At 68.4% G+C, this 21445-nt stretch carries 20 protein-coding genes; 10 read left to right on the plus strand and 10 right to left on the minus strand.

Annotated features, from left to right (window positions below; genetic code table 11):
* Nucleotides 1-86 precede the first annotated feature (86 nt).
* Nucleotides 87-386 carry an amphi-Trp domain-containing protein gene (locus ACFWPX_RS32655; protein ID WP_378921535.1) on the plus strand — a complete coding sequence of 100 codons (300 nt, stop codon included), beginning with the start codon at nt 87-89 and terminating at the stop codon, nt 384-386.
* 66 nt (nt 387-452) lie between these two features.
* Here the strand turns inward: ACFWPX_RS32655 and ACFWPX_RS32660 are convergent, their stop codons facing one another.
* Nucleotides 453-1328, minus strand: a complete 876-nt coding sequence (locus tag ACFWPX_RS32660; RefSeq protein WP_378921537.1) for a UTP--glucose-1-phosphate uridylyltransferase — start codon at nt 1326-1328, stop codon at nt 453-455.
* A gap of 178 nt (nt 1329-1506) precedes the next feature.
* Here ACFWPX_RS32660 and ACFWPX_RS32665 point away from each other — a divergent pair, with 178 nt between their 5' ends.
* The 3 genes from ACFWPX_RS32665 (at nt 1507) to ACFWPX_RS32675 (ending at nt 6710) form a co-directional block, all read left to right on the plus strand.
* Complete coding sequence (locus ACFWPX_RS32665; RefSeq protein ID WP_378931986.1) at nt 1507-2805, plus strand: DNA polymerase IV; 1299 nt, start codon at nt 1507-1509, stop codon at nt 2803-2805.
* Between the two features lie 59 nt (nt 2806-2864).
* Nucleotides 2865-3362, plus strand: coding sequence for a hypothetical protein (locus ACFWPX_RS32670; RefSeq protein ID WP_378921539.1), 498 nt, complete (start codon nt 2865-2867; stop codon nt 3360-3362).
* Between the two features lie 105 nt (nt 3363-3467).
* Nucleotides 3468-6710, plus strand: a complete 3243-nt coding sequence (locus ACFWPX_RS32675; protein ID WP_378931910.1) for an arabinosyltransferase domain-containing protein — start codon at nt 3468-3470, stop codon at nt 6708-6710.
* A 46-nt stretch (nt 6711-6756) separates the two neighbouring features.
* On the opposite strand, the gene ACFWPX_RS32680 is transcribed toward ACFWPX_RS32675, so the two are convergent.
* Nucleotides 6757-7686 (minus strand): ADP-ribosylglycohydrolase family protein, encoded by a 930-nt coding sequence (locus ACFWPX_RS32680; RefSeq protein WP_378921543.1) that lies wholly within the window; start codon nt 7684-7686, stop codon nt 6757-6759.
* Between the two features lie 97 nt (nt 7687-7783).
* Nucleotides 7784-8701, minus strand: coding sequence for an EamA family transporter RarD (gene rarD, locus ACFWPX_RS32685; protein ID WP_378931912.1), 918 nt, complete (start codon nt 8699-8701; stop codon nt 7784-7786).
* Nucleotides 8702-8735: 34 nt separating this feature from the next.
* On the opposite strand from rarD, the gene ACFWPX_RS32690 reads away from it, so the two are divergent.
* On the plus strand, nt 8736-11159 hold the full coding sequence (locus ACFWPX_RS32690) for a cation-translocating P-type ATPase (protein WP_378931914.1): 2424 nt from the start codon (nt 8736-8738) through the stop codon (nt 11157-11159).
* A 118-nt stretch (nt 11160-11277) separates the two neighbouring features.
* Nucleotides 11278-11451 (plus strand): hypothetical protein, encoded by a 174-nt coding sequence (locus ACFWPX_RS32695; protein WP_378921549.1) that lies wholly within the window; start codon nt 11278-11280, stop codon nt 11449-11451.
* A 62-nt stretch (nt 11452-11513) separates the two neighbouring features.
* On the opposite strand, the gene ACFWPX_RS32700 is transcribed toward ACFWPX_RS32695, so the two are convergent.
* From ACFWPX_RS32700 to lspA, 3 genes are all read right to left on the minus strand, one after another.
* Nucleotides 11514-12251: a hypothetical protein gene (locus ACFWPX_RS32700; RefSeq protein WP_378931916.1), complete on the minus strand. Its 738-nt coding sequence runs from the start codon at nt 12249-12251 to the stop codon at nt 11514-11516.
* Between the two features lie 82 nt (nt 12252-12333).
* Nucleotides 12334-13260, minus strand: coding sequence for an RluA family pseudouridine synthase (locus tag ACFWPX_RS32705; protein WP_378921552.1), 927 nt, complete (start codon nt 13258-13260; stop codon nt 12334-12336).
* Nucleotides 13257-13874, minus strand: coding sequence for a signal peptidase II (gene lspA / locus ACFWPX_RS32710; protein ID WP_378921554.1), 618 nt, complete (start codon nt 13872-13874; stop codon nt 13257-13259). The genes ACFWPX_RS32705 and lspA overlap by 4 nt, the downstream gene beginning before the upstream one ends.
* A gap of 85 nt (nt 13875-13959) precedes the next feature.
* Between lspA and ACFWPX_RS32715 the strand changes: the two genes are divergently transcribed.
* Nucleotides 13960-14913, plus strand: a complete 954-nt coding sequence (locus ACFWPX_RS32715; RefSeq protein WP_378931918.1) for a hypothetical protein — start codon at nt 13960-13962, stop codon at nt 14911-14913.
* Nucleotides 14910-15626 carry a hypothetical protein gene (locus ACFWPX_RS32720; RefSeq protein ID WP_378931920.1) on the plus strand — a complete coding sequence of 239 codons (717 nt, stop codon included), beginning with the start codon at nt 14910-14912 and terminating at the stop codon, nt 15624-15626. The genes ACFWPX_RS32715 and ACFWPX_RS32720 overlap by 4 nt, the downstream gene beginning before the upstream one ends.
* A 13-nt stretch (nt 15627-15639) precedes the next feature.
* Here the strand turns inward: ACFWPX_RS32720 and ACFWPX_RS32725 are convergent, their stop codons facing one another.
* Entirely contained in the window at nt 15640-16488 is an 849-nt protein-coding gene (locus ACFWPX_RS32725; RefSeq protein ID WP_378921560.1) for a TIGR03619 family F420-dependent LLM class oxidoreductase, read from the minus strand.
* Between the two features lie 193 nt (nt 16489-16681).
* On the opposite strand from ACFWPX_RS32725, the gene ACFWPX_RS32730 reads away from it, so the two are divergent.
* Entirely contained in the window at nt 16682-17152 is a 471-nt protein-coding gene (locus ACFWPX_RS32730; RefSeq protein WP_378921562.1) for a VOC family protein, read from the plus strand.
* Between the two features lie 60 nt (nt 17153-17212).
* Here ACFWPX_RS32730 and ACFWPX_RS32735 read toward each other — a convergent pair whose 3' ends face one another.
* Nucleotides 17213-17635, minus strand: a complete 423-nt coding sequence (locus ACFWPX_RS32735) for a ubiquinol-cytochrome c reductase iron-sulfur subunit (RefSeq protein WP_378921564.1) — start codon at nt 17633-17635, stop codon at nt 17213-17215.
* Nucleotides 17636-17840: 205 nt separating this feature from the next.
* Between ACFWPX_RS32735 and ACFWPX_RS32740 the strand changes: the two genes are divergently transcribed.
* A complete protein-coding gene (locus ACFWPX_RS32740; protein WP_378931922.1) occupies nt 17841-18824 on the plus strand; it encodes an NAD(P)-dependent alcohol dehydrogenase in 984 nt (327 codons plus the stop codon).
* A gap of 2 nt (nt 18825-18826) precedes the next feature.
* Here the strand turns inward: ACFWPX_RS32740 and ACFWPX_RS32745 are convergent, their stop codons facing one another.
* Nucleotides 18827-19459: an LON peptidase substrate-binding domain-containing protein gene (locus ACFWPX_RS32745; protein WP_378931924.1), complete on the minus strand. Its 633-nt coding sequence runs from the start codon at nt 19457-19459 to the stop codon at nt 18827-18829.
* Between the two features lie 47 nt (nt 19460-19506).
* Nucleotides 19507-21411 carry an acetate--CoA ligase gene (gene acs, locus ACFWPX_RS32750; protein WP_378931926.1) on the minus strand — a complete coding sequence of 635 codons (1905 nt, stop codon included), beginning with the start codon at nt 21409-21411 and terminating at the stop codon, nt 19507-19509.
* Nucleotides 21412-21445 lie beyond the last annotated feature (34 nt).

Consider the following 21445-nt stretch of genomic DNA (forward strand, 5'->3'; position numbering starts at 1 on the left):
CGAGATCGACGGATCGTGGTCATCTGAAACCATATGCAAGCGCTCAATTTTCGATGAGTCTCCGGTATTCGCAGTCAGGAGTCGTCGTGCCGAAATTGGAGATCAAGAGGAAATCCGAACTCTCCCGCAAGGAGATATCCGAGCACATCATCGCGATCGGACACGCCCTCGCGGGCGGCTCCGAGGTGCAACTCGGAGAAAGCGGGGATTCGATCCAGATCAGCGTCGCCAATCGCGTCCAATGGGAACTCGAGATCGAAGTCGACGGCGATAAGACCGAAATCGAGATCGAGATCAGCTGGCACGACAATCCGTCCCGGGAAACTCCGACACAGCGCGCGGCTCCGGCCAAGTCTGTGCGTCGTGGGCGGCCTCACAAGGCCTGATCCGACCAGCCGGCGTCGGTGCACTCACCGCCGCGGTCGCGGCCCTTCGGGCCCCGATTACCGCGCTCAGTCCACCAGCTGACGCAGTAGCGGGCCGTATTCGGGATGGGCGAGGGCCGAGGCGAACTGGGCTACCAGGTAGTCGGCCGGGTTGCCGGTGTCGTACCAGCGGCCCTGGATGACCTGGCCGTACACCGCGTGCTCGGCGGCGTAGTTGTTGATCGCGTCGGTCAGGTACACCTCACCGGTCTGGTGGGTGTACCAGTTCTCGGTCTGGATGCGCAGCTCGTCGATGATGCCCGGCGTCACGACATACCCGCCGATCGCCGCGAAGGCCGACGGCGCGTCTTCGGGCTTTGGCTTCTCCATCAGGCCGGAGATGCGCAGCAGTCCGTTGTCCAGGTCCTCGCGCACCACCGGCACGCCGTAGCGCTGCGATTCACCCGGCGACATCGGCAGCAGCGCCAGCACCGGGCAGCCGGTGGACTCGTAGGCGGTGATCAGCTGCTGGGCACGCGGTACCTCGGCGACGAACACATCGTCGGGCCACAGCACCAGCATCGGTTCGTCGCCGAGGTGGCGCGCCGCGTTGAGCACCGGCGTGCCGTTGCCGTACGGGCCGTGCTGGTCGAGGTAGGTGATGTGTCCCTCGCGGGAGAGCTCGCCCACCTCCTCCACCGCGTCGGCGTAGGCGGATTTGCCGTCGGCGCGAAGCTGGGCGACCAGCGCCGGATTCGGCCGGAAGTGATCCTGGATCAGCGACTTGCCGCTGCTCACGACGATGGTGATGTCGGTGATCCCGGAGGCGACCAGTTCGCGCACCGTGTGCTCGATGACCGGTTTGTCCCCGACCGGCAGCATCTCCTTCGGCGTCGCCTTGGTCAGCGGAAGCAGCCGGGAGCCGATTCCCGCCGCCGGAATGACAGCCTTGCGGATCTTCATCCTCCGATCATCACATATTCGGCTGTGTCATCGGTGTGCGACGGCTGGCAACGGGCTCGAGGAATTGTCGGTGGTTCGGCGTAGATTGCGCCTCGTGAGCACCCACACCCCTGCCGCCGGGGCTCCGGCCAGGTCCGATGCGGCGGTCACCGCCCGTCGCTGGGTGCTGCATATCGATATGGATGCCTTTTTCGCCTCGGTCGAACAATTGACCAGACCCACGCTGCGTGGGCGCCCGGTCCTCGTCGGTGGGGCGACTCAGCGCGGTGTCGTCGCGGGGGCCAGCTACGAGGCTCGGGTCTACGGCGCGCGCTCGGCCATGCCGATGCATCAGGCCCGGCGCCTGATCGGCGTGTCGGCGGTGGTCGTGCCGCCGCGTGGCGCGCTGTACTCGGTGCTGAGCGCGCAGGTGTTCGACGCGTTGCGCAGCCGTGTTCCGGTGCTGGAGACGCTGTCGTTCGACGAGGCCTTCGCCGAACCGGCCGAGCTGGCGGGCGCGAGCGTCGCCCAGGTCGAGGACTATTGCGCGATGCTGCGCGCTCTCGTTCGAGCGCAGACCGGGCTCACTGCCTCGATCGGCGCGGCGACCGGGAAACAACTCGCCAAGATCGGCTCCGGTCTCGCCAAACCCGATGGGATGCGGGTCATTTCACCATCGGAACAGGGCGAGCTGCTCGCCGCGCTGCCGGTGCGCAAACTGTGGGGGATCGGTCCGGTGGCCGAGGCCAGGCTGCGCAGCCTCGGCATCGAGACGGTCGGCGCGTTCGCCGCCCTGCCGGAGTCGGAGGCGGTATCGACCCTCGGGGGCAGCATGGGCGCCGCGCTGCACCGGCTCGCGCGCGGGATCGACGACCGCCCGGTCACCGAACGCGCCGAGGCCAAGCAGATCAGCGCCGAGAACACCTACGAGCGCGACATCGTCACGATGGCCGACCTTCGCGTCGCCGTCACCGCGATGGCCGCGTCGGCGCATCGCAGGCTCGAGCGCGACGGGCGTGCCGCCCGCACCGTGGTCCTCAAACTCAAGAAGTCGGATATGGGCATCGTGACCAGGTCGTTCACGCTGCCCTACGCCACCGCCGACCTGACCACCCTGGCAGCGGCCGCGCAACGCTCCGCGATCGATCCGGCCGAGCTCGGCCCGATCCGCCTCGTCGGGGTCGGTTACGGCGGGCTGTCGCTGGTGCGCCAGGAATCGCTGTTCCCCGAACTGGATCAGGCGGTGCCCGCCGACCTCGGCACCGTCACCGACGCCGCACCACCCCCGGAGGAACAGCCGAATCTGCCTGCGGGACTATGGTTTCCGGGTATGGACGTGAGTCATCCGGACTTCGGGCACGGCTGGGTGCAGGGCGCGGGTTACGGCGTGGTGACCGTGCGTTTCGAGACCAGCTCGACAGGTCCCGGCCCGGCGCGTACCTTTCCAGCCGACGACACGGGGCTGACACGGGCCGATCCGCTGGCCAGCCTCGCATGAGGAGTAGCCTCGGCTACCGCGATGGAACAACTCCCACCTCGAACGCAAAGGACGAGCAGTTGAAGCTTCGTACGACCGGACGTGTAGCGATCGCCGGACTGGCCGTGGTCGCCGCCCTCGGCCTGAGCGCGTGCAGCGACGACAAGGGTGACAAGCCCGCCGCCAAAACCACCACCAGCGCCAAGGCTGAGACTTCGGCGGCCGCGAACCTGCCCCCCGTGCCGACCGTGGAGCAGCTCAACGAGCAGCTCACCACCGCGCTGGATCCGTCGGTCCCCAACGATCAGAAGCTGGACTTCGTGCAGGGCGGCGAGGCCGATCCCGAGCTGCCGAACCGCTTGGCCCAGGCCGCCTCGGACGCCAACGTCCAGGTGCAGGTCACCGAGGTGACCTCCTTCGGTGACAGTGTCAACGCGAAGGCCAACTTCACCGTCAACGGCCAGACCAATGTCGTCGACGTGCCGTTCGTGGCCGAGGACGGCAAGTGGAAGGTCCAGAAGTCGTGGGCCTGCGGCATGATGACCAACCTGGGTCAGACCTCGGTCGCCTGCCCCTGATCTCGCACGCTCTCGCCCCGTTCGGATGTTTCCGGACGGGGCTTTTGCGTGCGAGTCGCGACGGTGTTTCGCCTGCTGTCGGTGGCGCGGCTACTATCGGGCCCCGTGGTAGAGACGATCGTGCGGCAGGGGCATCCGCCCAAGGGTGTTTCGGAGCCGACGCGACGTGATCGCGCGGGATGGGCGCGCATCGTCGCGATCGTCGCGGGACTGATCGGCATTCTCAGTGCCGCGGTGATCCCGTTCCTGCCCGTCCGGGTCGACGCCGCGACGGTGTCCTGGCCGCAGCAGGGATCGCCCGCCGCGGTCGAATCGCCGCTCATCGCCTACGCGCCCGCCGCCCTGTCGGCGACGGTGCCCTGCGCCGCGCTGAGTTCCCTGGCCGCGACCGGCGGTGTCGCGGTCTCCACCGTGCCGCGTCAGTCGGCCGACATGGAGAAGTACGGTTTCGTCGTCAAGGTGGTCGCCGATACCGCCGAACGCCCCGGCCGCGTGGATGTGGTCTCGCGTTCGACCCTGGTGTGGACGGCACCGCTGGCCGAGGTCGTCGACCGCTCCTGCGCGCTGACGATCGCGATCACTCCCCAGCAATCCTCGGTCACCACAACAGGTCTCACCGCGTCCGGCGCCGTGGTGGCCGCTGATCTGCGTCCCCAGGTCGTCGGCGTGTTCAGTGAGCTGACCGGCGCGGCCCCCGCGGACCTCGCGGTGCGCGTCGACGTCGACGCCCGCTACACGTCGTCCCCGACCTGGCCCAAACTGGCCGCGATCGTGCTGTGCCTGCTCGCGACGGCACTGTCGCTGTTCGCCCTGCACCGCCTCGATGCCCTCGACGGCCGCTCCGCGCGCCGATTCCTGCCACAACGCTGGTGGCGGCTGCGCCCCGTCGACTGGCTGGTGTTCTCGGTCCTGCTGGTCTGGCATTTCATCGGCGCCAACACCTCCGACGACGGCTACATCCTCGGCATGGCGAGGGGTGCGCGCAGTTCGGGCAACATGTCCAACTATTACCGCTGGTTCAGCGTCGACGAGGGCCCGTTCTACACCCCCTACACCGACATCATCGGCTGGCTCACCCACATCTCCGCGGTCAGCCCGCTGGTCCGGCTGCCCGCTCTCGGCGCGGGCGTGCTCACCTGGTGGCTGATCAGCCGCGAAGTGCTGCCCCGACTCGGCGTGGCATTGCGCCGCGAACGCGTCGCCACCTGGACCGCTGCCTTCGTCTTCCTGGCCTTCTGGCTGCCCTACAACAACGGTCTGCGCGCGGAATTCGTTGTCGCGCTGGGTGTTCTGGTCACCTGGGTCTCGGTCGAACGAGCGATCGCGACCCGGCGGTTGCTGCCCTTCGCCGTCGCGGTGATCGTGGCCGCGTTCACCCTCACCGGCGCACCGTCGGGCCTGATCTGCCTCGGCGCGCTGGTGGCCGGTGCGCGTGTGGTCACCGCGGTGGTCGTGAAGCGGGCGAAGACGGTGGGATATCTCGCGTCGTTGCTGCCGATTCTGGCCGCAGGCACGGTGGTACTCACGGTCGTCTTCGCGGACCGGACGTTCGCCGGAGTGCGGGAGATGTTCGCCGTGCACAGCGTGATCGGGCCGGGGGAGTCCTGGTTCTTCGAATTCCTGCGCTACCAATTCCTGCTGCAGCTCAATGCAGACGGCTGGCTGACCCGACGCTTCGGTGTGTTCGCGATGCTTCTCGGCCTGGTTGTCTGCATCGCCATCATGCTGCGTCGCGGCGGTCATATCCCCGGTACCGCAGTCGGTCCAACTCGGCGCATCCTCGGAATCACTGCCGCCGCCATGGTCTTGATGATGTTTTCGCCCACCAAGTGGACCCACCAGTTCGGCGTGTTCGCCAGTTTGGCCGCCTGTGTTGCCGCGGTGACGGCGGTTGCGGTGAGCGCGAACGTGCTGCGGCCTTTGCGTAACCGCGCGCTGTTCGCGGCCGCTCTGTTCTTCGCACTCGCCGTGACCTTCGTGGGTGCCAATGGCTACTGGTACGTCTCCGCGTGGGGAATCCCGTTTTGGGACAAGCCGCCGACCGTCGCCGGATTCGGTATCTCAACCGCGTTCGTCGGGCTGACCGTGCTAGCGCTTGCCGTCGCTGCGTGGTTCCATATCCATCCGAATCCGAAGCCTGGGCCAGTGACTGGGCGACTTGCAGGGCTACCTGTCCTCGCAATCGCGGCCGCGATGATGGTGCTCTTCGAACTTGCATCGTTCGCCAAGGCCACCGTCGCCCAGTATCCGGCGTACTCGCTGGCGAGCTCCAACTTTTCGGCGGCCTTTGCTGGTGGGTGCGCCATGGCTGACGAGGTCCTGGTCGAAACCGATCCGAATGCTTCCATGCTCTCGCCTCTGACTGGCGATCTCGCCACCGCCATGGCGGGAACCGAGTCGGCAGGTTTCCAGGTCGGCGGTGTCGCACCGGTTCTGGTCTCCGACGAGGTGGAATCGACTACGGGTCAGGCAAATTCGGTTTCTGATGATCCGGACAAACTGCGTGATGCTTCGACCTCGGCCGGCTCGGAGTCCCGGCAGGGATCGCTGCAGCTCCCGTTCGGGCTCGATCCTGAGTCGACCCCCGTTATGGGTAGCTACCGCTCTGGTGCGCAGGAACCTGCGTCGCTGACCACCGGTTGGTTCCGGCTGCCAGACGGTCCGCGCGGCCCGCTGCTCGCGCTCTCAGCGGCCGGCCGGATCCGGTCGGCCGACGCTGACGGTGTCGTGCGTCCCGGTCAAGAACTTGCTGTCGAGTACGGCACTGCTGCGGCGGATGGCTCCGTAACTGTCGCCGGCCAGGTAGTCCCTATCGACATCGGTCCAGCTCCCATGTGGCGCAACTTGCGCGTTCCGCTGAACCAGCTGCCAGCCGACACCGACGTCATCCGTCTGGTCGCTGTGGACAAAGATCTCGGCTCAGACCAATGGTTGGCCGTCACGCCGCCGCGTATGCCGCAGACCATCACTCTGAGCTCTCTCGTGGGTCGTACCAGTCCCGTTCTGTTGGACTGGGCTGTGGGACTGCACTTCCCGTGCCAGAATCAAATGCCCACCTACAACGGTGTTGCAGACCTCCCCGAATATCGCATCCTGCCTGACCGCAACACGGCCACCATCACCAACCTCTGGCAGGGCCACGACGGCGGCGGCCCACTCGGCTGGACCCAGCTCCTGTTCACCGCCCGCACCCTGCCGACCTACCTGAACAACGACTGGGACAGGGACTGGGGCTCCCTCGAGCAATACCTCCCTCTCGACACCACCGCCACTCCCGCGAAGGTGGATATCGACTCCGGCAACCGCTGGGGTACATGGACCCCGGGCCCCATCATCACCGCCTGGTAGTCACCGGTCGAGTGCCAGCTAGCCGGTCCGGCTGCCGTCGGACCGGCTAGCGGGAGTTGGTGGCGATGCGTAGGGCCAGGTCGGGGAGGTCGGCGCCGGTGAGGCCGGGGTAGCCGTGGAGGATGGCGCGCCAGCGGGCGGGGACGGCCGAGGCACCCCAGCGGGCGCCGAGTAGTCCGCCCGCGATGGCCGCGGTGGTGTCGGTGTCGTTGCCCGCGCGCACGCACGCCTCCAAGGCGAGCGGAAGCTGTTCGGGCGTAGCAGGATCGGTGGTGGTGATCGCCCACCACGCGGTCTGCAGGGCGTGCACCACCCAGCCGTTGTTCGGGAAGTCGGCGGGCGTGCCCTTCTCCGCTTCGTCGAGCCGTTCGGTCCAGAACGCGGATTGTGGTGAGCCGCTGACATATTCGCGGACGCCGTCGAAATCGGCGTTCAGCACGGCGTGCCGGATCGCGTAGGTCCACATCTTGCACGCCTCGACGGCGTTCTCGTCGTAGTGCGTGAGCAGCCCGACTCGGCCCGCCGCCGCCACGCATTCGGCGGCGTCGTCGAGGTAGGCCAACGCGACCGGCGCGGTCCGCATCAGCGACCCGTTGCCGCCGGTTCGTCCGGTCAGCGACATCGCCACGGCCTGCATGTCCAGCGCGGAGGAAGGCCTGGCGGACAACACAGTTCGAGTCTGATTCCCGATGTCGGGTGGCTTCGAGTCGTACCAGGAGACGAACCCGGCCGCGACCGCGTCGAGATCGATCCCCGGCCCGTTGGCTGCCGCTACCGCCACGGCTACGGCCATCGACGTATCGTCGGTCCACTCACCCGGCGCCCAGCTGAACACCCCGCCGCCGACCATGTCGATCACCGTGTCCGGCCCGGGATGAGTGAACTCGTAGCCTGCCCCCAGCGCATCACCGGCCGCGGTACCCACCAGCACGCCCGCTACCCGATCCGAGAACCCCGCATCGTGCACAGAACCCACCTCTCTCGGGTGCCCACCAGCCGATTGTCCGACTAGCGAGCCTACCGGTCGGCATGCGATCCACCGGCGAGTCGCGCCGGGGTGACACCGAATCGAGCTAATGCGCGGTCGCGTCCGTCGCCTCGGCCACCGAGAGCTGCCGGTTGCGCCGCCCCCGCAGCAGGGCGTCGGTGGTGAACACCGCCAGCGCCGCCCAGATCAGGGCGAATCCGGCCCAGCGTGAGGCAGGCATGGGTTCGTGCATGACCGCCACGCCCCAGGCCATCTGCAGGGCAGGGGTGAGGTACTGGAGGATGCCCATGGTCGAGAGTGGGACCCGCTTGGCCGCCACCGCGAACAGCAGCAGCGGCAGCAGGGTGACCGGCCCGGTGGCGAGCATGAGACCGAAATGGGCGGGGCTGGAAGTCATCTCACTCCGGCCGGTGGCCATCAGGACGATCAGGAACGCCAGCGCGAACGGCACGGCCACTATGCCCTCGGCCGCGATGCCGGGGAGCGCGTCGAGCCGGATCACCTTCTTCACCAGCCCGTAGGCGGCGAACGAGCAGGCCAGGATCAACGCGATCACCGGCGGCCTGCCGTAATCGACGGTCAGCACCACCACCGCCAGCGCACCGAGCCCCAACGCCACCCACTGCGCCCTGGTGAGCCGTTCCCGGAACAACAGCACCCCGATGGCGACGGTGACCAGCGGGTTGATGAAGTAACCGAGCGCGCATTCCACGATGTGCCCGGTGGTGACGCCGAAGACGTACACACCCCAGTTCAGCGACAACGCCGCCGAGGCGGCCGCGGCCATTCGCCAGGTCCTGGCATCGATCCCGCGCAACCCGCCCAGCCGCCCGGTCAGCGTGAGCACGAGCAGCACCACGACCAGCGTCCAGACGATCCGCTGCGCCACCACTTCGGCAGGCGAGGCGAACGACAGCAGCCCGAAGAAGGCGGCGAACGAGCCCCAGATGAGATAGGCCCCCGCACCGAAAACGACACCGGGCGGGGATGAGCTGCGCTGCATTCATCCCATGATACGACCGGCTAATCTGGCGGGCATGTCCATATCCGTGCAGGAGCCCGCCGCCGCCGGGCTCACCGCAGCACAGGTCGATGAGCGCCGCCGTGACGGGCGCACCAACGACGTCCCGGCCAGGGCGAGTCGTTCGGTCGGCGAGATCGTCCGCGCGAATGTCTTCACCCGTATCAATGCCATTCTCGGCGTGCTGTTCCTGCTGGTGCTCTCGACCGGTTCGATCATCGACGGCATGTTCGGTCTGCTCATCGTGGCCAACAGCGCGGTCGGCATCATCCAGGAGGTGCGGGCGAAGCGAACCCTGGACGAGCTGGCGATCGTCAGCCAGGCCAAACCGACGGTGCGCCGCGACGGCGTCGCCCATCAGGTCGCGCCCGGCGAGGTGGTGCTCGACGATCTGATCGAGCTCGGCCCCGGCGATCAGATCGTGGTCGACGGCGAGGTCGAAGAGGCCGCCGCGCTCGAGATCGACGAGTCGCTGCTGACCGGTGAGGCCGACCCGATCGACAAGGGCATCGGCGCGCCGGTGATGTCGGGCAGCTTCGTGGTGTCGGGTTCGGGCGCCTACCGCGCGACCAAGGTCGGCAAGGACGCCTACGCCGCGAAACTGGCCGAGGAGGCCAGCAAGTTCACGCTGGTGCACTCCGAATTGCGTTCGGGCATCGACAAGATCCTGAAATTCATCACCTACCTGCTCATCCCGGCCGGTCTGCTCAGCATCTACAACCAGCTGGTCTCGAGCGGGGAATCGTGGCGTCCCGCGGTGACCGGGATGGTCGCCGCGCTGGTGCCGATGGTCCCCGAGGGCCTGGTGCTGATGACCTCGATCGCCTTCGCGGTCGGTGTGGTGCGCCTGGGTCAACGTCAGTGCCTGGTGCAGGAACTACCCGCGATCGAGGGCCTGGCCCGCGTCGACGTGGTGTGCGCCGACAAGACCGGCACCCTCACCGAGAACGGCATGCGCCTGGCGCAGGTCGAACCGCTCGGCGCGTTCGACGAGGCGCAGGTGCGGGCCGCACTGGCGGCGCTCGCGAGCGACGACCCGCGCCCCAATGCCAGTGTCCAGGCCATCGCCGAAGCGCTGCCCGACTCGCCCGGCTGGTCGCGGACCGCCGTCGCACCGTTCTCCTCGGCCAAGAAGTGGAGCGGCGTTTCCTATGGCGCCCACGGTGATTGGCTGCTCGGCGCCGCCGATGTGCTGCTCGATCCCACCTCCGCCGATGCCGCCCACGCCGAACAGCTCGGCTCGTCGGGTCTGCGCGTGCTGCTGCTGGCCCGCAGCGACCGTCCGGTCGACGCCGACGACGCGCCCGGCCGGGTCGAGCCCGCCGCGCTGGTGGTGCTCGAGCAGAAGGTGCGTCCCGACGCCAAGGAGACCCTGGAATACTTTGCGAGCCAGCAGGTCTCGATCAAGGTGATCTCCGGCGACAACGCCGTGTCCGTCGGCGCGGTCGCCACGTCGCTGGACCTGCCCGGCGGTGACCACGCCGTCGACGCGCGCACCCTGCCCGACGATCCGGCCGCGCTCGCCGACGTCCTCGATCACGAAACCACCTTCGGCCGTGTCCGTCCCGATCAGAAGCGCGCCATGGTCGGCGCCTTGCAGTCGCGCGGGCACACCGTCGCCATGACCGGTGACGGCGTCAACGACGTGCTGGCGCTCAAGGATGCCGATATCGGTGTCGCGATGGGCGCCGGTAGCCCCGCGACCCGCGCGGTGGCGCAGATCGTGTTGCTGGACAACAAGTTCGCGACCCTGCCGTATGTGGTGGGCGAGGGGCGCCGGGTGATCGGCAATATCGAACGCGTCTCGAACCTGTTCCTCACCAAGACCGTGTACTCGGTGCTGCTGGCCTTCCTCGTCGGCCTGGCGGGCGTCGGTTCGCAGATCTTCGGCTACGACCCCATCGGCTACCCGTTCCTGCCGCGCCACGTCACCATCGCGGCCTGGTTCACCATCGGCATCCCCGCGTTCGTGCTCTCGCTCGCGCCCAACAACGAGCGCGCCCGCACCGGCTTCGTCGGCCGGGTGATGCGCCTCGCGGTGCCCTCCGGCGTGGTGATCGGCGTCGCGACCTTCGTGTCCTACCTCATCGCCTACGCGGGACCGGAAGCCTCCGAGACCCAGAAGGTGCAGGCGGGCACCACCGCGTTGATCACGCTGATCATGATCGCGGTGTGGGTGCTTGTGCTGGTGGCGCGGCCGTATGTGTGGTGGAAGGTGGTGCTGATCGCGGTATCGGTGCTGGCCTACGTCGCGCTGTTCACGATCCCGTTTACCCGCGAGTTCTTCAAACTCGACCCGTCGAACCCGCGCCTCACGCTGGCCGCGGTGGTGTGCGGTGTGATCGGCATCGTGCTGGTCGAGTTGGCGTGGTGGGTGCAGGCACGGCGTTCCGGCGGCGCGGGCAAGTTCTTTCCCCCGGTCGGTGCGCAGGGCGCGTGAGGAATCACTGACCCGAACGTAATCGATTCGAGAACCCTTGTGCCGGATGGACATTCGGTGTTGGAGTACCTTTGCCGGTTATGGAGGTAACGCTGTCGCATCGTCTCGGGACCACCCGGTGACCCCCGACGAACTCGACGATCTGTTTTCCGGCCTCATCGTGCAGCTCGACCGGCTCGATGCCGGTGCGCTCGAATTGATGGCGGGTGCCTACGACCACGCCGGCGATGTGGACCGGGCGCGCACGCTGTGGGAACTGGCCGATACGCGCCGCGCCACCGATCGGCCGTAGGCGGCTCCAGCATCGGCGAACACCGTTGCGGTTCAAGGACAGTCGTGGCCTCGACCGGCGTACTACTCGGTCGGCACCGGGCCGTCATCGGGGTTCGGGGTGACGGTATCGGTGCTGCCCGGCAGCAACGGGCTCACCGCGAACCGGCCCGCGACGGCGTCGGCGGGCAGCGCCTGCACCGCCCTGACTCCCGATTGTGTTGCCAGGTCGCGTAATTGGGGGAGCGTGCCGCGCACGATGAGGCCCGCCGTGCACGCGCAGCCCGCGCGCAGGCGGGTCTCGGTGAGATGGGCGATCTCGGCGCTGCGCTGATCGCGGAACTGTTGTGCCGCGACCAGGCCCGCGGCCGCGTCGCCGGAATTCACCGCTGCCTCGTTGCCGCCCGGGGTGGCGACCGTGATCACCGGTGTCTGCACCCGCTCGACGGGCACGTGCTGGATCACCCCGGAAACCCGCAACCCAGCGGCTGCGGCCGGAATCTGTTGGGGCGTCAGGTATTCGGCGAAAGACACCAGCGCCCAGTGCGGGTCGGTGTCGGCACCGCCGAGGGATGCCCGTGCGTCGCCGAGGTATTGCTGAACCTGCTCGCCGGGTGCGGGCCCCAGCCGATCGGTCGCCACCGCCGACGTGGGCGCCGGTTCGCGGTAGGCGACAACCAGCAGGATCACCGCGCCGATGGCCGCGATCGCGTAGAAGGCGGCATTACGCCGGGAGAATCGGCCGTCGTCGTCGGCCTGCGATACCGGCTCCGCCGGCATGTTCCCGAGATTCTCCGAGGATGTGCTCGCGGTGTCGTCCATCGCTACTCCCGCCTGGTCGGCGGGCGGTTCCCCGCGGTCGTCCGGCGCCGTATCCGGCGCCGGTTCGGACGACCGCGGGTCGTCAGGCATTGCGTAGTACGTCCAGGGCGCCCGCCAGATCGTCGGGGTACTCGCTGGTGATCTCGAGCCAGCGACCGTCGGCGGGATGGTGGAAGCCGAGCTGGCGCGCGTGCAGCCACTGCCGTTCCAGGCCGAGGCGTTTGGCCAGCGTCGGGTCGGCGCCGTAGGTGAGGTCACCCGCGCAGGGGTGGCGGACCGCGGAGAAGTGCACCCGGATCTGGTGCGTGCGGCCGGTCTCGAGGTGGACGTCGAGCAGGCTGGCCGCCTGGAACGCCTCGAGGGTGTCGTAATGGGTGACGCTGGGCCTGCCGTCACCGGTCACCGCGAACTTCCAGGCATTGCCCCGCGCGCGCCCGATCGGCGCGTCGATGGTGCCGCTGCTCGGATCCGGGTGTCCCTGCACGAGTGCATGGTATTGCTTGTCGACCGTGCGTTCCTTGAAGGCGCGCTTGAGCATCGTGTAAGCGTGTTCGGATTGTGCCACCACCATCACACCGGAGGTGCCGACGTCGAGCCGGTGCACGATGCCCTGCCGTTCGTGCGCGCCCGAGGTGGAGATGCGATAACCCATCGCCGCCAGGCCGCCGACCACGGTCGGTCCGGTCCAGCCGACACCGGAGTGCGCGGCGACGCCGATCGGCTTGTCCACGGCGACGATGTCGTCGTCGGCGTAGAGGATGTTCATCCCGTCGACGGGAGTGGCCTCGACCGTCAGTGCCCGCTTGGGTTCGGGGAAGATCACTTCCAGCCACGCGCCCGCGGTGAGCCGGTCGGACTTGCCCGCGGCGACCCCGTCGATCTGTACCGAGCCGTCCTCGGTCAGCGCCACGACCGCGGTCCGCGAGAGGCCGAGCAGGCGGGCGAGTCCCGCGTCCACCCGCATCCCGTCGAGTCCATCGGGGACGGGCATGGTTCTGGTTTCTCTCATACGGTCTCCTCGGTGTGTTTGCGACCGCTGCGGGTGCCGTCCGGTTCGAAACCGAACACGGTGAGCGCGACCAGCAGGATCGCCCCGCACACGATGGCCGAGTCGGCGACGTTGAAGACCGGCCACCAGCCGATGGCGACGAAGTCGACCACATGGCCCTGCAGCGGGCCTGGGTATCGGAAGATCCGGTCCACCAGGTTGCCCAGCGCCCCGCCGAGCACCATGCCGAGGCCGATGGCCCACCACAGCGAACGCAGGGTGCGCCCGATCCGGATCACACCGATCACCACCGCGGCGGCGATCAGGGTGAGCAGCCAGGTCATGCCGGTCGCCATCGAGAACGCCGCGCCCGGGTTGCGCACCAGGGTGAACCGCGCGAAATCGCCGATGATCGGCACCGATTCGCCCGGGTCGATGAGGGCGACCGCGAGGCACTTGGTCAGCAGGTCGAGCCCGAACAGGACGACGGCGATGATCAGCAGCGTCGTCAAACGTCGGCGACCAGCGGGTTTCGCCGTCTCGGCCGTCTCGGGTGCGGCAGGGGCCGCCGGTGCCGCTGAGTCGTCGCCGGTCTCGGGGACGGCAGCGTTGTCGGTTGGCCGGTCTTCACTCACGCGTCCATCATTCCCTAGTGGCGATCTGGCCTTCGCCGCGGTGCCGGGGAGTCCCAGGTGTTACTCAGGAAGCGGTCGTACCCTGATGGCTGTGACGGTGTTGTCTAGATCTCGCTTACCCCGCATCGCGCGCCCCGGGGTGTTACTGGTGGCGCTCGTGCTCGGGTTCGCGACCTTCGGCGCCGGGTGCGCCGACCGCTCGGCCCCTGCCGCGGAGGTCGACGGCACCGAGCCGCTCGGCATCGGCAAGGAAGTCACCGTGCCGATCTCGGCCGCGGTCACCACGATGGTCTCGCCCGGCGAAGAGCCGCGAGATCTATTGCGACCGCGCTATGCCGCGGGCACCACCCAGGAAGTGACGCTGCGCACCGACTACCGGATCCAGCAGCAGGTCAACGATCAGCCTGTCCGTGACTTCTCGCCCGCCGCGCTGACCATCCCGATGGTCGCGCGCACGGGCACCGACGGCGTCGACCTCACCGTCGGCGCGGTCACCACCCCCGACCCCGCGCTCAACAAGGCGTTCACTTCCGCCGACGGCTCACACGCCGGTCTGGGGATGAGCGACCTCGGCGCGATCACCGAGCTGCGCATGGCCCCGTCACCGGACACCCCGAACACGGCGCGGGCCGCGCTCGAGCAGGCCTTCTACCAGGCTGTGTATCAATCGATCGCGTTCCCGGACCAGCCCGTCGGGATCGGTGCGGTGTGGACGGTGCACCAGAAGATCACCGGCGGAGTCACCCTGGACCAGATCACCACGGCCACGCTCACCAGCCGGGAGGGCGACCGGCTCACCATCGATCTGCAGGTGAATCAGACGCCCACCGACACTGTGTGGGAGTTGCCCAACGACGCGGGTGAGCTCGACATCGACGGTTACGTGATGGAAGGCGTCGGCTCGATCACCATCGATCTCGGTATGCCGCTGCCGGTTTCGGGCTCCATCGAGATCGGTGGACAGCAGACCTATCGGGACGCGCGCAGTGTGAGCACGTTGGTGCAGACGCAGTCGACCCGGGTGACCTGGACGGAATGATGCGGGTGGTTTCGCTGCGCGTCGGCGCGGCTGTTTCGGCATGCGTCGGGTTGGCCGGGATCGTTGGCTGCGGATCCGACGACACAGTGGCCTCGCCGGGATCGGGTCCGTTCTCCGCGGCGGTCACGGCCGCACCCGGAACCGGCGCCGTTGTTCGTGATGCGGCGCAGTTGTCGGCCGGTCTGCTCGCCGCGACGGATCTGCCCGGTGAATTCGCGGTGGTGCCGCCACGCGATGAGTCCGGCGAGCCCGCGGTGCCGCCCGCGGCGCTGACGGATCCGCCGGACTGTGGGCGTCTGCTCTTGCCGATCGCGCAGCAGTGGCCGGGGTCGGCCGCCGCCGCGTCGGTACAGTTCGCCGGGCCCAGCTTCGCCACCATCGACATCGATGCCGCGAGCTATCCGGACGCGGCGCTGGCCCCGGCGTTCGACGCGCTCCAGGCCCAGCCCCGGCGCTGTACCAGCTACTCGGGTGACGACGCCGGGGTGCGGATCGAGTATCGAACCAGCGCGCTCGCGCAGCCGCCCGCGGGCGACGCGGGCTCGGCGTTCACCCTGACCGCCACGAGTGAGGGGCTCACGCTCACCTCGGCGACATCACTTGTCCAGGTGGGGAACACGCTGGTTCAGGTGGTCGTCACCGCGCCGGAGGTCGTCGACCCCGGCGTGCTCGCCGATCTCACCGCGGTTCAGGTGCGCAAACTCCGCGGCTGACACCCGTTCGGATTCACGCCGCGACGGCGAGCTTCCCGCCGAGGTGGCCGAGATAACCACGGACGTCCTCGGCGCTCTTGTCGGGAAGACCGAAGACCACCTCGGTGACGCCGAGGTCGGCCCAGCGAGCGAGTTGCTCGGCATCGTGACGACCCGCCAGCGCGATCACCCGAGGGGTGCCGTCGCGGCCCGCGTCCTTCCAGACCCGGTGCAGGAGTTCGACTTTGGCGCCGAGGTCGCCTTCGGTCGGGGTGGTGATCCAGCCGTCCGCATTGGCCGCCAGCCAGCCGAACGACTTCTCGGTACCGCCCGCTCCGAGCAACACCGGGACCCCGGCGCGCACCGGCTTCGGCCAGGACCAGCTCGGTCCGAATTTCACGAAGTCACCGGCGAATTCGGCTTCCTCCTGCGACCACAGTGCCCGCATCGCGTCGAGGTTCTCGCGCAATACCGTGCGCCGCTTGTTCGCGGGAACGCCGTGATGGGCGAGTTCATCGGTGTTCCAGCCGAATCCGACACCCAGTTCCACCCGCCCGCCGGACAGGTGATCGAGGGAGGCGATGGTCTTGGCGAGGGTGATCGGGTGGTGCTCGGCGGGCAGCGCCACCGCCGTCGACAAGGTGATCCGCTCGGTGACCGCGGCGGCGGTGGCCAGCGCGACCCACGGGTCGAGCGTGCGCAGGTACCGGTCGTCGGGCAGCGAGGAATCCCCGGTCTGCGGATGGGCCGCGGCCCGCACCACCGGAATATGGGTGTGCTCGGGGACGTAGAACGCGTCGAATCCGGCGTCCTCGGCGGCCTTCGCCGCATCGGCGGGCGTGATGCCCCGGTCACTGGTGAACAAGACAACCCCGTAGCGCACGTCCCGGCCCTCCGACTTCGACAGCAAAACTGAAACAGGTTCTATAACCTGCAACAAGTTCTACAGGAGTAAAACGAGTTCTACTAGTCCTGATCTCACCGACCGGCCGAAGAGTCCGGCAGCCTTTCCCCGATCAGGCGAGGGGAATACGCTGGTGGTCGTCCGAGCATCACTCTCGACACGGAGGTATCCGATGTCTGATGTTTCCCCCTTCCCCGACGGCTATCCGCGGATCTGTCCCGGGCTGGCGTGCGCGGGAGCCGGCGCGGCGATCGACTTCTACACCGCGATCTTCGGCGCGACCGTGCGCATGAAGATGGACGGCCCCGGCGGCACCATCGTCCACAGCGAGTTGCTGGTCGGCGACTCGGTACTGATGGTCGGCGACCCGGTGCCCGAGATCGGCTTCAGCGACCCGAAGTCCGTCGGCGGGTCCCCGGTGAACCTGATGGTCTACGTCGCCGACGCCGACGCCGCCTTCGCCGCGGCGCTCACCGCCGGCGCCACCGCGATCACCCCCATGACCGACCAGTTCTACGGCGACCGCAGCGGCGCCTTCGAAGACCCGTGGGGTCACCGCTGGACCGTGGCCACCCACATCGAAGACGTCTCGCCGGAAGAGATGGAACGGCGCATGTCCGAGATGATGGACGCCGCCGGCTGATCGAATCGCCACACCCGCACCGCCCGCTTTGCCGCGGTGCGGGTGTGGTGCGCGGTCGGGTTACCCGGCAACGATCGAGTCCCCCTCGACGCGAACGGGTTTGGCTGGCAGCGGCTGGTTCGCGGGGCCGCCGCGCACGGCTCCGTCGAGCCCGAATCGGCTGCCGTGGCACGGGCAGTTGATGGTGCCGTTCGCCACCGTGGCGACCTTGCACCCAGCGTGCGTGCAGGTCGATGACAGCCCGACGAAAGTGCCCGCGGTCGGCTGGGTGACGACGGTGTCGCCGACGATCACCCCGCCGCCCACCGGAACATCGGCCGCCTTGATCAGCGCACCGGCGGGTGCCCCTGGTTCGGCGGCCCTGGCGGGCGCCGCCTCGTTCTTCTCGTAGGTACCGCACGCGGTCAGCGTCGCCGCGGCGGCCAGTACGCCCGCACCCACGAAGACGGTGCGGCGGTTCGGCGAGTAGTCGTTGATGGTCATCGGTCGTTCTCCGATTCAGTTGGTGCGGCCGCCCGGTCCGCGACGCACGCCGACCGGCTCCTTCCCTGTCAACGGCCCACACCCCCTCCCGGTTCGACCGATTCCGAAGTCACGCGGGTCAGTTCCGCACATGGCGTGAAATCTCCGGACGGATCAGGGGATTCCCTGATGTGGGCGGGTGGTCGGGGCGCCTAGCGTTCTCGGTGTGAGGGCGATTACGCAGCAGATATACGGGTCATCGGCGATGTTGGCGGTGGCCGAGGTCGGGCGGCCGTCGGCGGGCGCGGGGGAGGTGCTGGTTCGGGTGCACGCCGCGTCGGTGAATGCGCGGGATTGGCATGTGATGCGGGGAGACCCGAAGATCGCGCGATGGATGGACCGGTCGGTGTTCGGTCGCCGGGGACCGGCGAACCCGGTGCAGGGCGGGGACTTCTCGGGGACGGTCGAGGCAGTGGGCGACGGTGTCTCGGACCTGGCCGTCGGCGAGGAGGTGTTCGGCGAGGCGGTCAGCGGTTCGTTCGCCGAGTACCTCGCGGTGCGGCGGAAGTTGCTCGACCGGAAACCGGCGAATCTGAGCTTCGAGGAAGCGGCGGCGGTGCCGTTGGCCGCCAATACCGCCCTGACCTGCCTGCGTCATGTCGGCGACGGCGAGCGGGTGCTGATCATCGGCGCGTCCGGTGGGGTCGGCACCTTCGCGGTCCAGATCGCCCGAGCTCGGGGCGCGCGGGTCACCGCGGTGTGCAGCACCCGCAATGTGGAGGCGGCGCGGTCGCTCGGCGCGGAGCATGTCGTCGACTACACCCGCGACACCGTGACCGGCCGCTACGACACCGTCCTCGACCTGGCCGGAACCCGGACCCTGCGTGCACTGCTCCGCCTGGTCGAATCCACCGGCACACTGGTCCTGTCCGGTGGCGGCAACTTCGACGGCGGCAGCTGGTTCGGTCCGGTCGGCCTGCTCGCGCGCGGTCAGCTGGCTCGACCGTTCGTGAAACCGGCTATCCGTGTTCCCATGGCGGAACAGACGTCGCAGTCACTCACCGAGCTCCGCGAACTGATCGAGTCGGGCCTGCTCCGCCCGGCCGTCGACCGGACCTATCCGCTGGCCGAAACGCCGGCCGCCATCGAGTACATGGAGACCGAGCACGCTCGCGCGAAGATCGTGATCACCATCGCGTCGGCGGGCTGACCTCACAGCAGGCGGAACTCCATCATCGCGATCGCGTCGTCGACGGAGGTGGACAGCGCCGCGAGCCGACTGTGCGGATCCGGGGCGGACAGGGCCGACTGGCGGTCGGTCGGGCCGATCGGCAGGCGAGCGGCGAGCTCGTAGGAGCGGGTGGTCGGATCGTCGGACAGGTCCTCCAGCGAGGCCGAGGGCGGCGGGCGGCGGATGCCGTTGCGGCGCGCGAACTGGGCCGTCAGGGTGTGCAGGCGGTCCGCGCGTTCACGCAGACCCGCCAGCAACGCGCTGTCGTCGGCGCCGGGGCCGTCGGGCCAGTGCGCGGCTTCGGCCTGGGGGTACGGGGCGTCGACGAGCCACTTGTCGATGCGGATGCGGTCGGTACCCTTGCAGCGCAAGCGGTATCGCGAACCGGGCAGCTCGATGACCTCGGTGATCCGGGCGACGGTGCCCACCTCCGTGCGCACCTCACCACCGCCCACCTCGTGCCCGCGCGCGATCAGCACGACGCCGAATTCCGGCTCCCGCCGCCCGTCCGTGCAGTCCTCGACCAGCGCCACGTACCGCGGCTCGAAGATCTGCAACGACAGCGACTCACCGGGTAGCAGCACCGCGCCCAGCGGGAACATAGGTATCTCCACCGTCCCAGCATGCCCGGTGTCGCGGAGTCCCCGCCCATCCGGCGCGCTCACGCGGTGGCGATCGATTCGAACACCGTCGGGTCGACCAGTGTCGAGGTGTCGCCGAGTTCGCGCCCTTCGGCGACATCGCGCAGCAATCGGCGCATGATCTTGCCGCTGCGCGTTTTGGGCAGCTCGGGCACGATGTGGATCTCGCGCGGCCGCGCGATCGGGCTGATCTCCAGCGAGACCGCCGCCTTGAGCTCGGAGACGAGCGCCTCGGCCACACCGGCCGAACCGGTGAGGATGACGAAGGCGACGATCCCTTGACCGGTGGTCTCGTCGGCCGCACCGACCACGGCGGCCTCGGCGACGGCCGGGTGCCCGACCAGCGCGGATTCCACCTCGGCGGTGGATATGCGGTGACCGGACACATTCATCACGTCGTCGACGCGCCCCAGGATCCACAGATCGCCGTCGGCGTCGAGCTTGGCGCCGTCCCCGGCGAAGTACCAACTTTCGGAAGCGAAACGCTGCCAATAGGTTTCGCGGTAGCGGTCCATGTCGTTCCAGATGCCGCGCAGCATCGACGGCCACGGCTGATCCAGGACGAGCAGACCGGATTCGTCGAGACCGAGCGGCGTGCCCTCGTCGTCGACGACCTGGGCGGAGATCCCCGGTAGCGGGCCCATCGCGGCGCCGGGCTTGGTCGCGGTGACGCCCGGCAGGGGCGAGATCATGATGGCGCCGGTCTCGGTCTGCCACCAGGTGTCGACGATCGGAGTCTTGTTGGCGCCGATCACTTCCCGGTACCAACGCCATGCTTCGGGGTTGATGGGTTCGCCGACGGAGCCGAGCAGTCGCAGGGTGCTCAGGTCGTGGGCGTCGGGGATCTCGCGGCCCCATTTCATGAACGTGCGGATCAGCGTGGGCGCGGTGTAGTAGATGGTGACGCCGTATTTTTCGATGATCTGGAAGTGCCGGTGTTCGTCGGGGGAGTTGGGGGTGCCTTCGTAGACGACCTGGGTGGCGCGGTTGGCGAGTGGTCCGTAGACGATGTAGCTGTGTCCGGTGACCCAGCCGATGTCGGCGGTGCACCAGTAGACGTCTTGTCCGGCTTTGTGGTCGAAGACGTTGTGGTGGGTGTAGGCGGTCTGGGTGAGGTAGCCGCCGGTGGTGTGGAGGATTCCCTTGGGTTTTCCGGTGGTGCCGGAGGTGTAGAGGATGAACAGCGGGTGTTCGGCGGGGAAGGCTTGCGCTTCGTGGGAAGGTGAAGCGACGGCGACGGTTTCGTCCCACCACAGGTCGCGAACCTCGGTCCACGGCACGTCCAGGCCGACCCGGCGCACCACGAGCACATGCTCGACGGTCGACGGGTCCGAGCCCAGCGCCTCGTCGACGGCGTACTTCAGCGCGGCGGGCTTGCCGCGTCGCCACTGTCCATCGGTGGTCACGATCAATTTGGCTTCGGCGTCGTCGACCCGCTGCCGCAAGGCGGTGGGGGAGAACCCGGCGAAGACCACCGAGTGGGTGAGCCCGAGTCGCGCGCACGCCAGCATCGTCACGATGGCTTCGGGCACCATCGGCATGTAGATCGCGACCCGATCACCGGCCACGAGGCCCAGCGCGGTGAAAGTGTTCGCCGCTCTGCACACTTCGTCGAGCAGCTCGGCGTAGGTGATCGCGCGGGAGTCGCCCGGTTCGCCCTCCCAGTGGATGGCGACCTGGTCGCCGTGCCCGTCGATGACGTGGCGGTCGAGGCAGTTGTAGGCGACGTTGAGCTCGCCGTCGCCGAACCAGCGCGCGACCGGCGCGTCGGTCCAGTCGAGGACCTCGGTGAAGGGCTTGTGCCAGTGCAGCCGGTTGGCCTGCTCGGCCCAGAAACCGTCGCGATCGGCGCGCGCCCGCTCGTACAGCGAGGCATCGGCGTTGGCCGACGCTGCGAACTCCGGGGCAGGCGGGTAACTGGTCACAAGAAATTCTCCTTCGAAAGCGTGGGGGTACAGC

The organism is Nocardia sp. NPDC058518, assembly GCF_042719655.1.
Taxonomy (GTDB): domain Bacteria; phylum Actinomycetota; class Actinomycetes; order Mycobacteriales; family Mycobacteriaceae; genus Nocardia.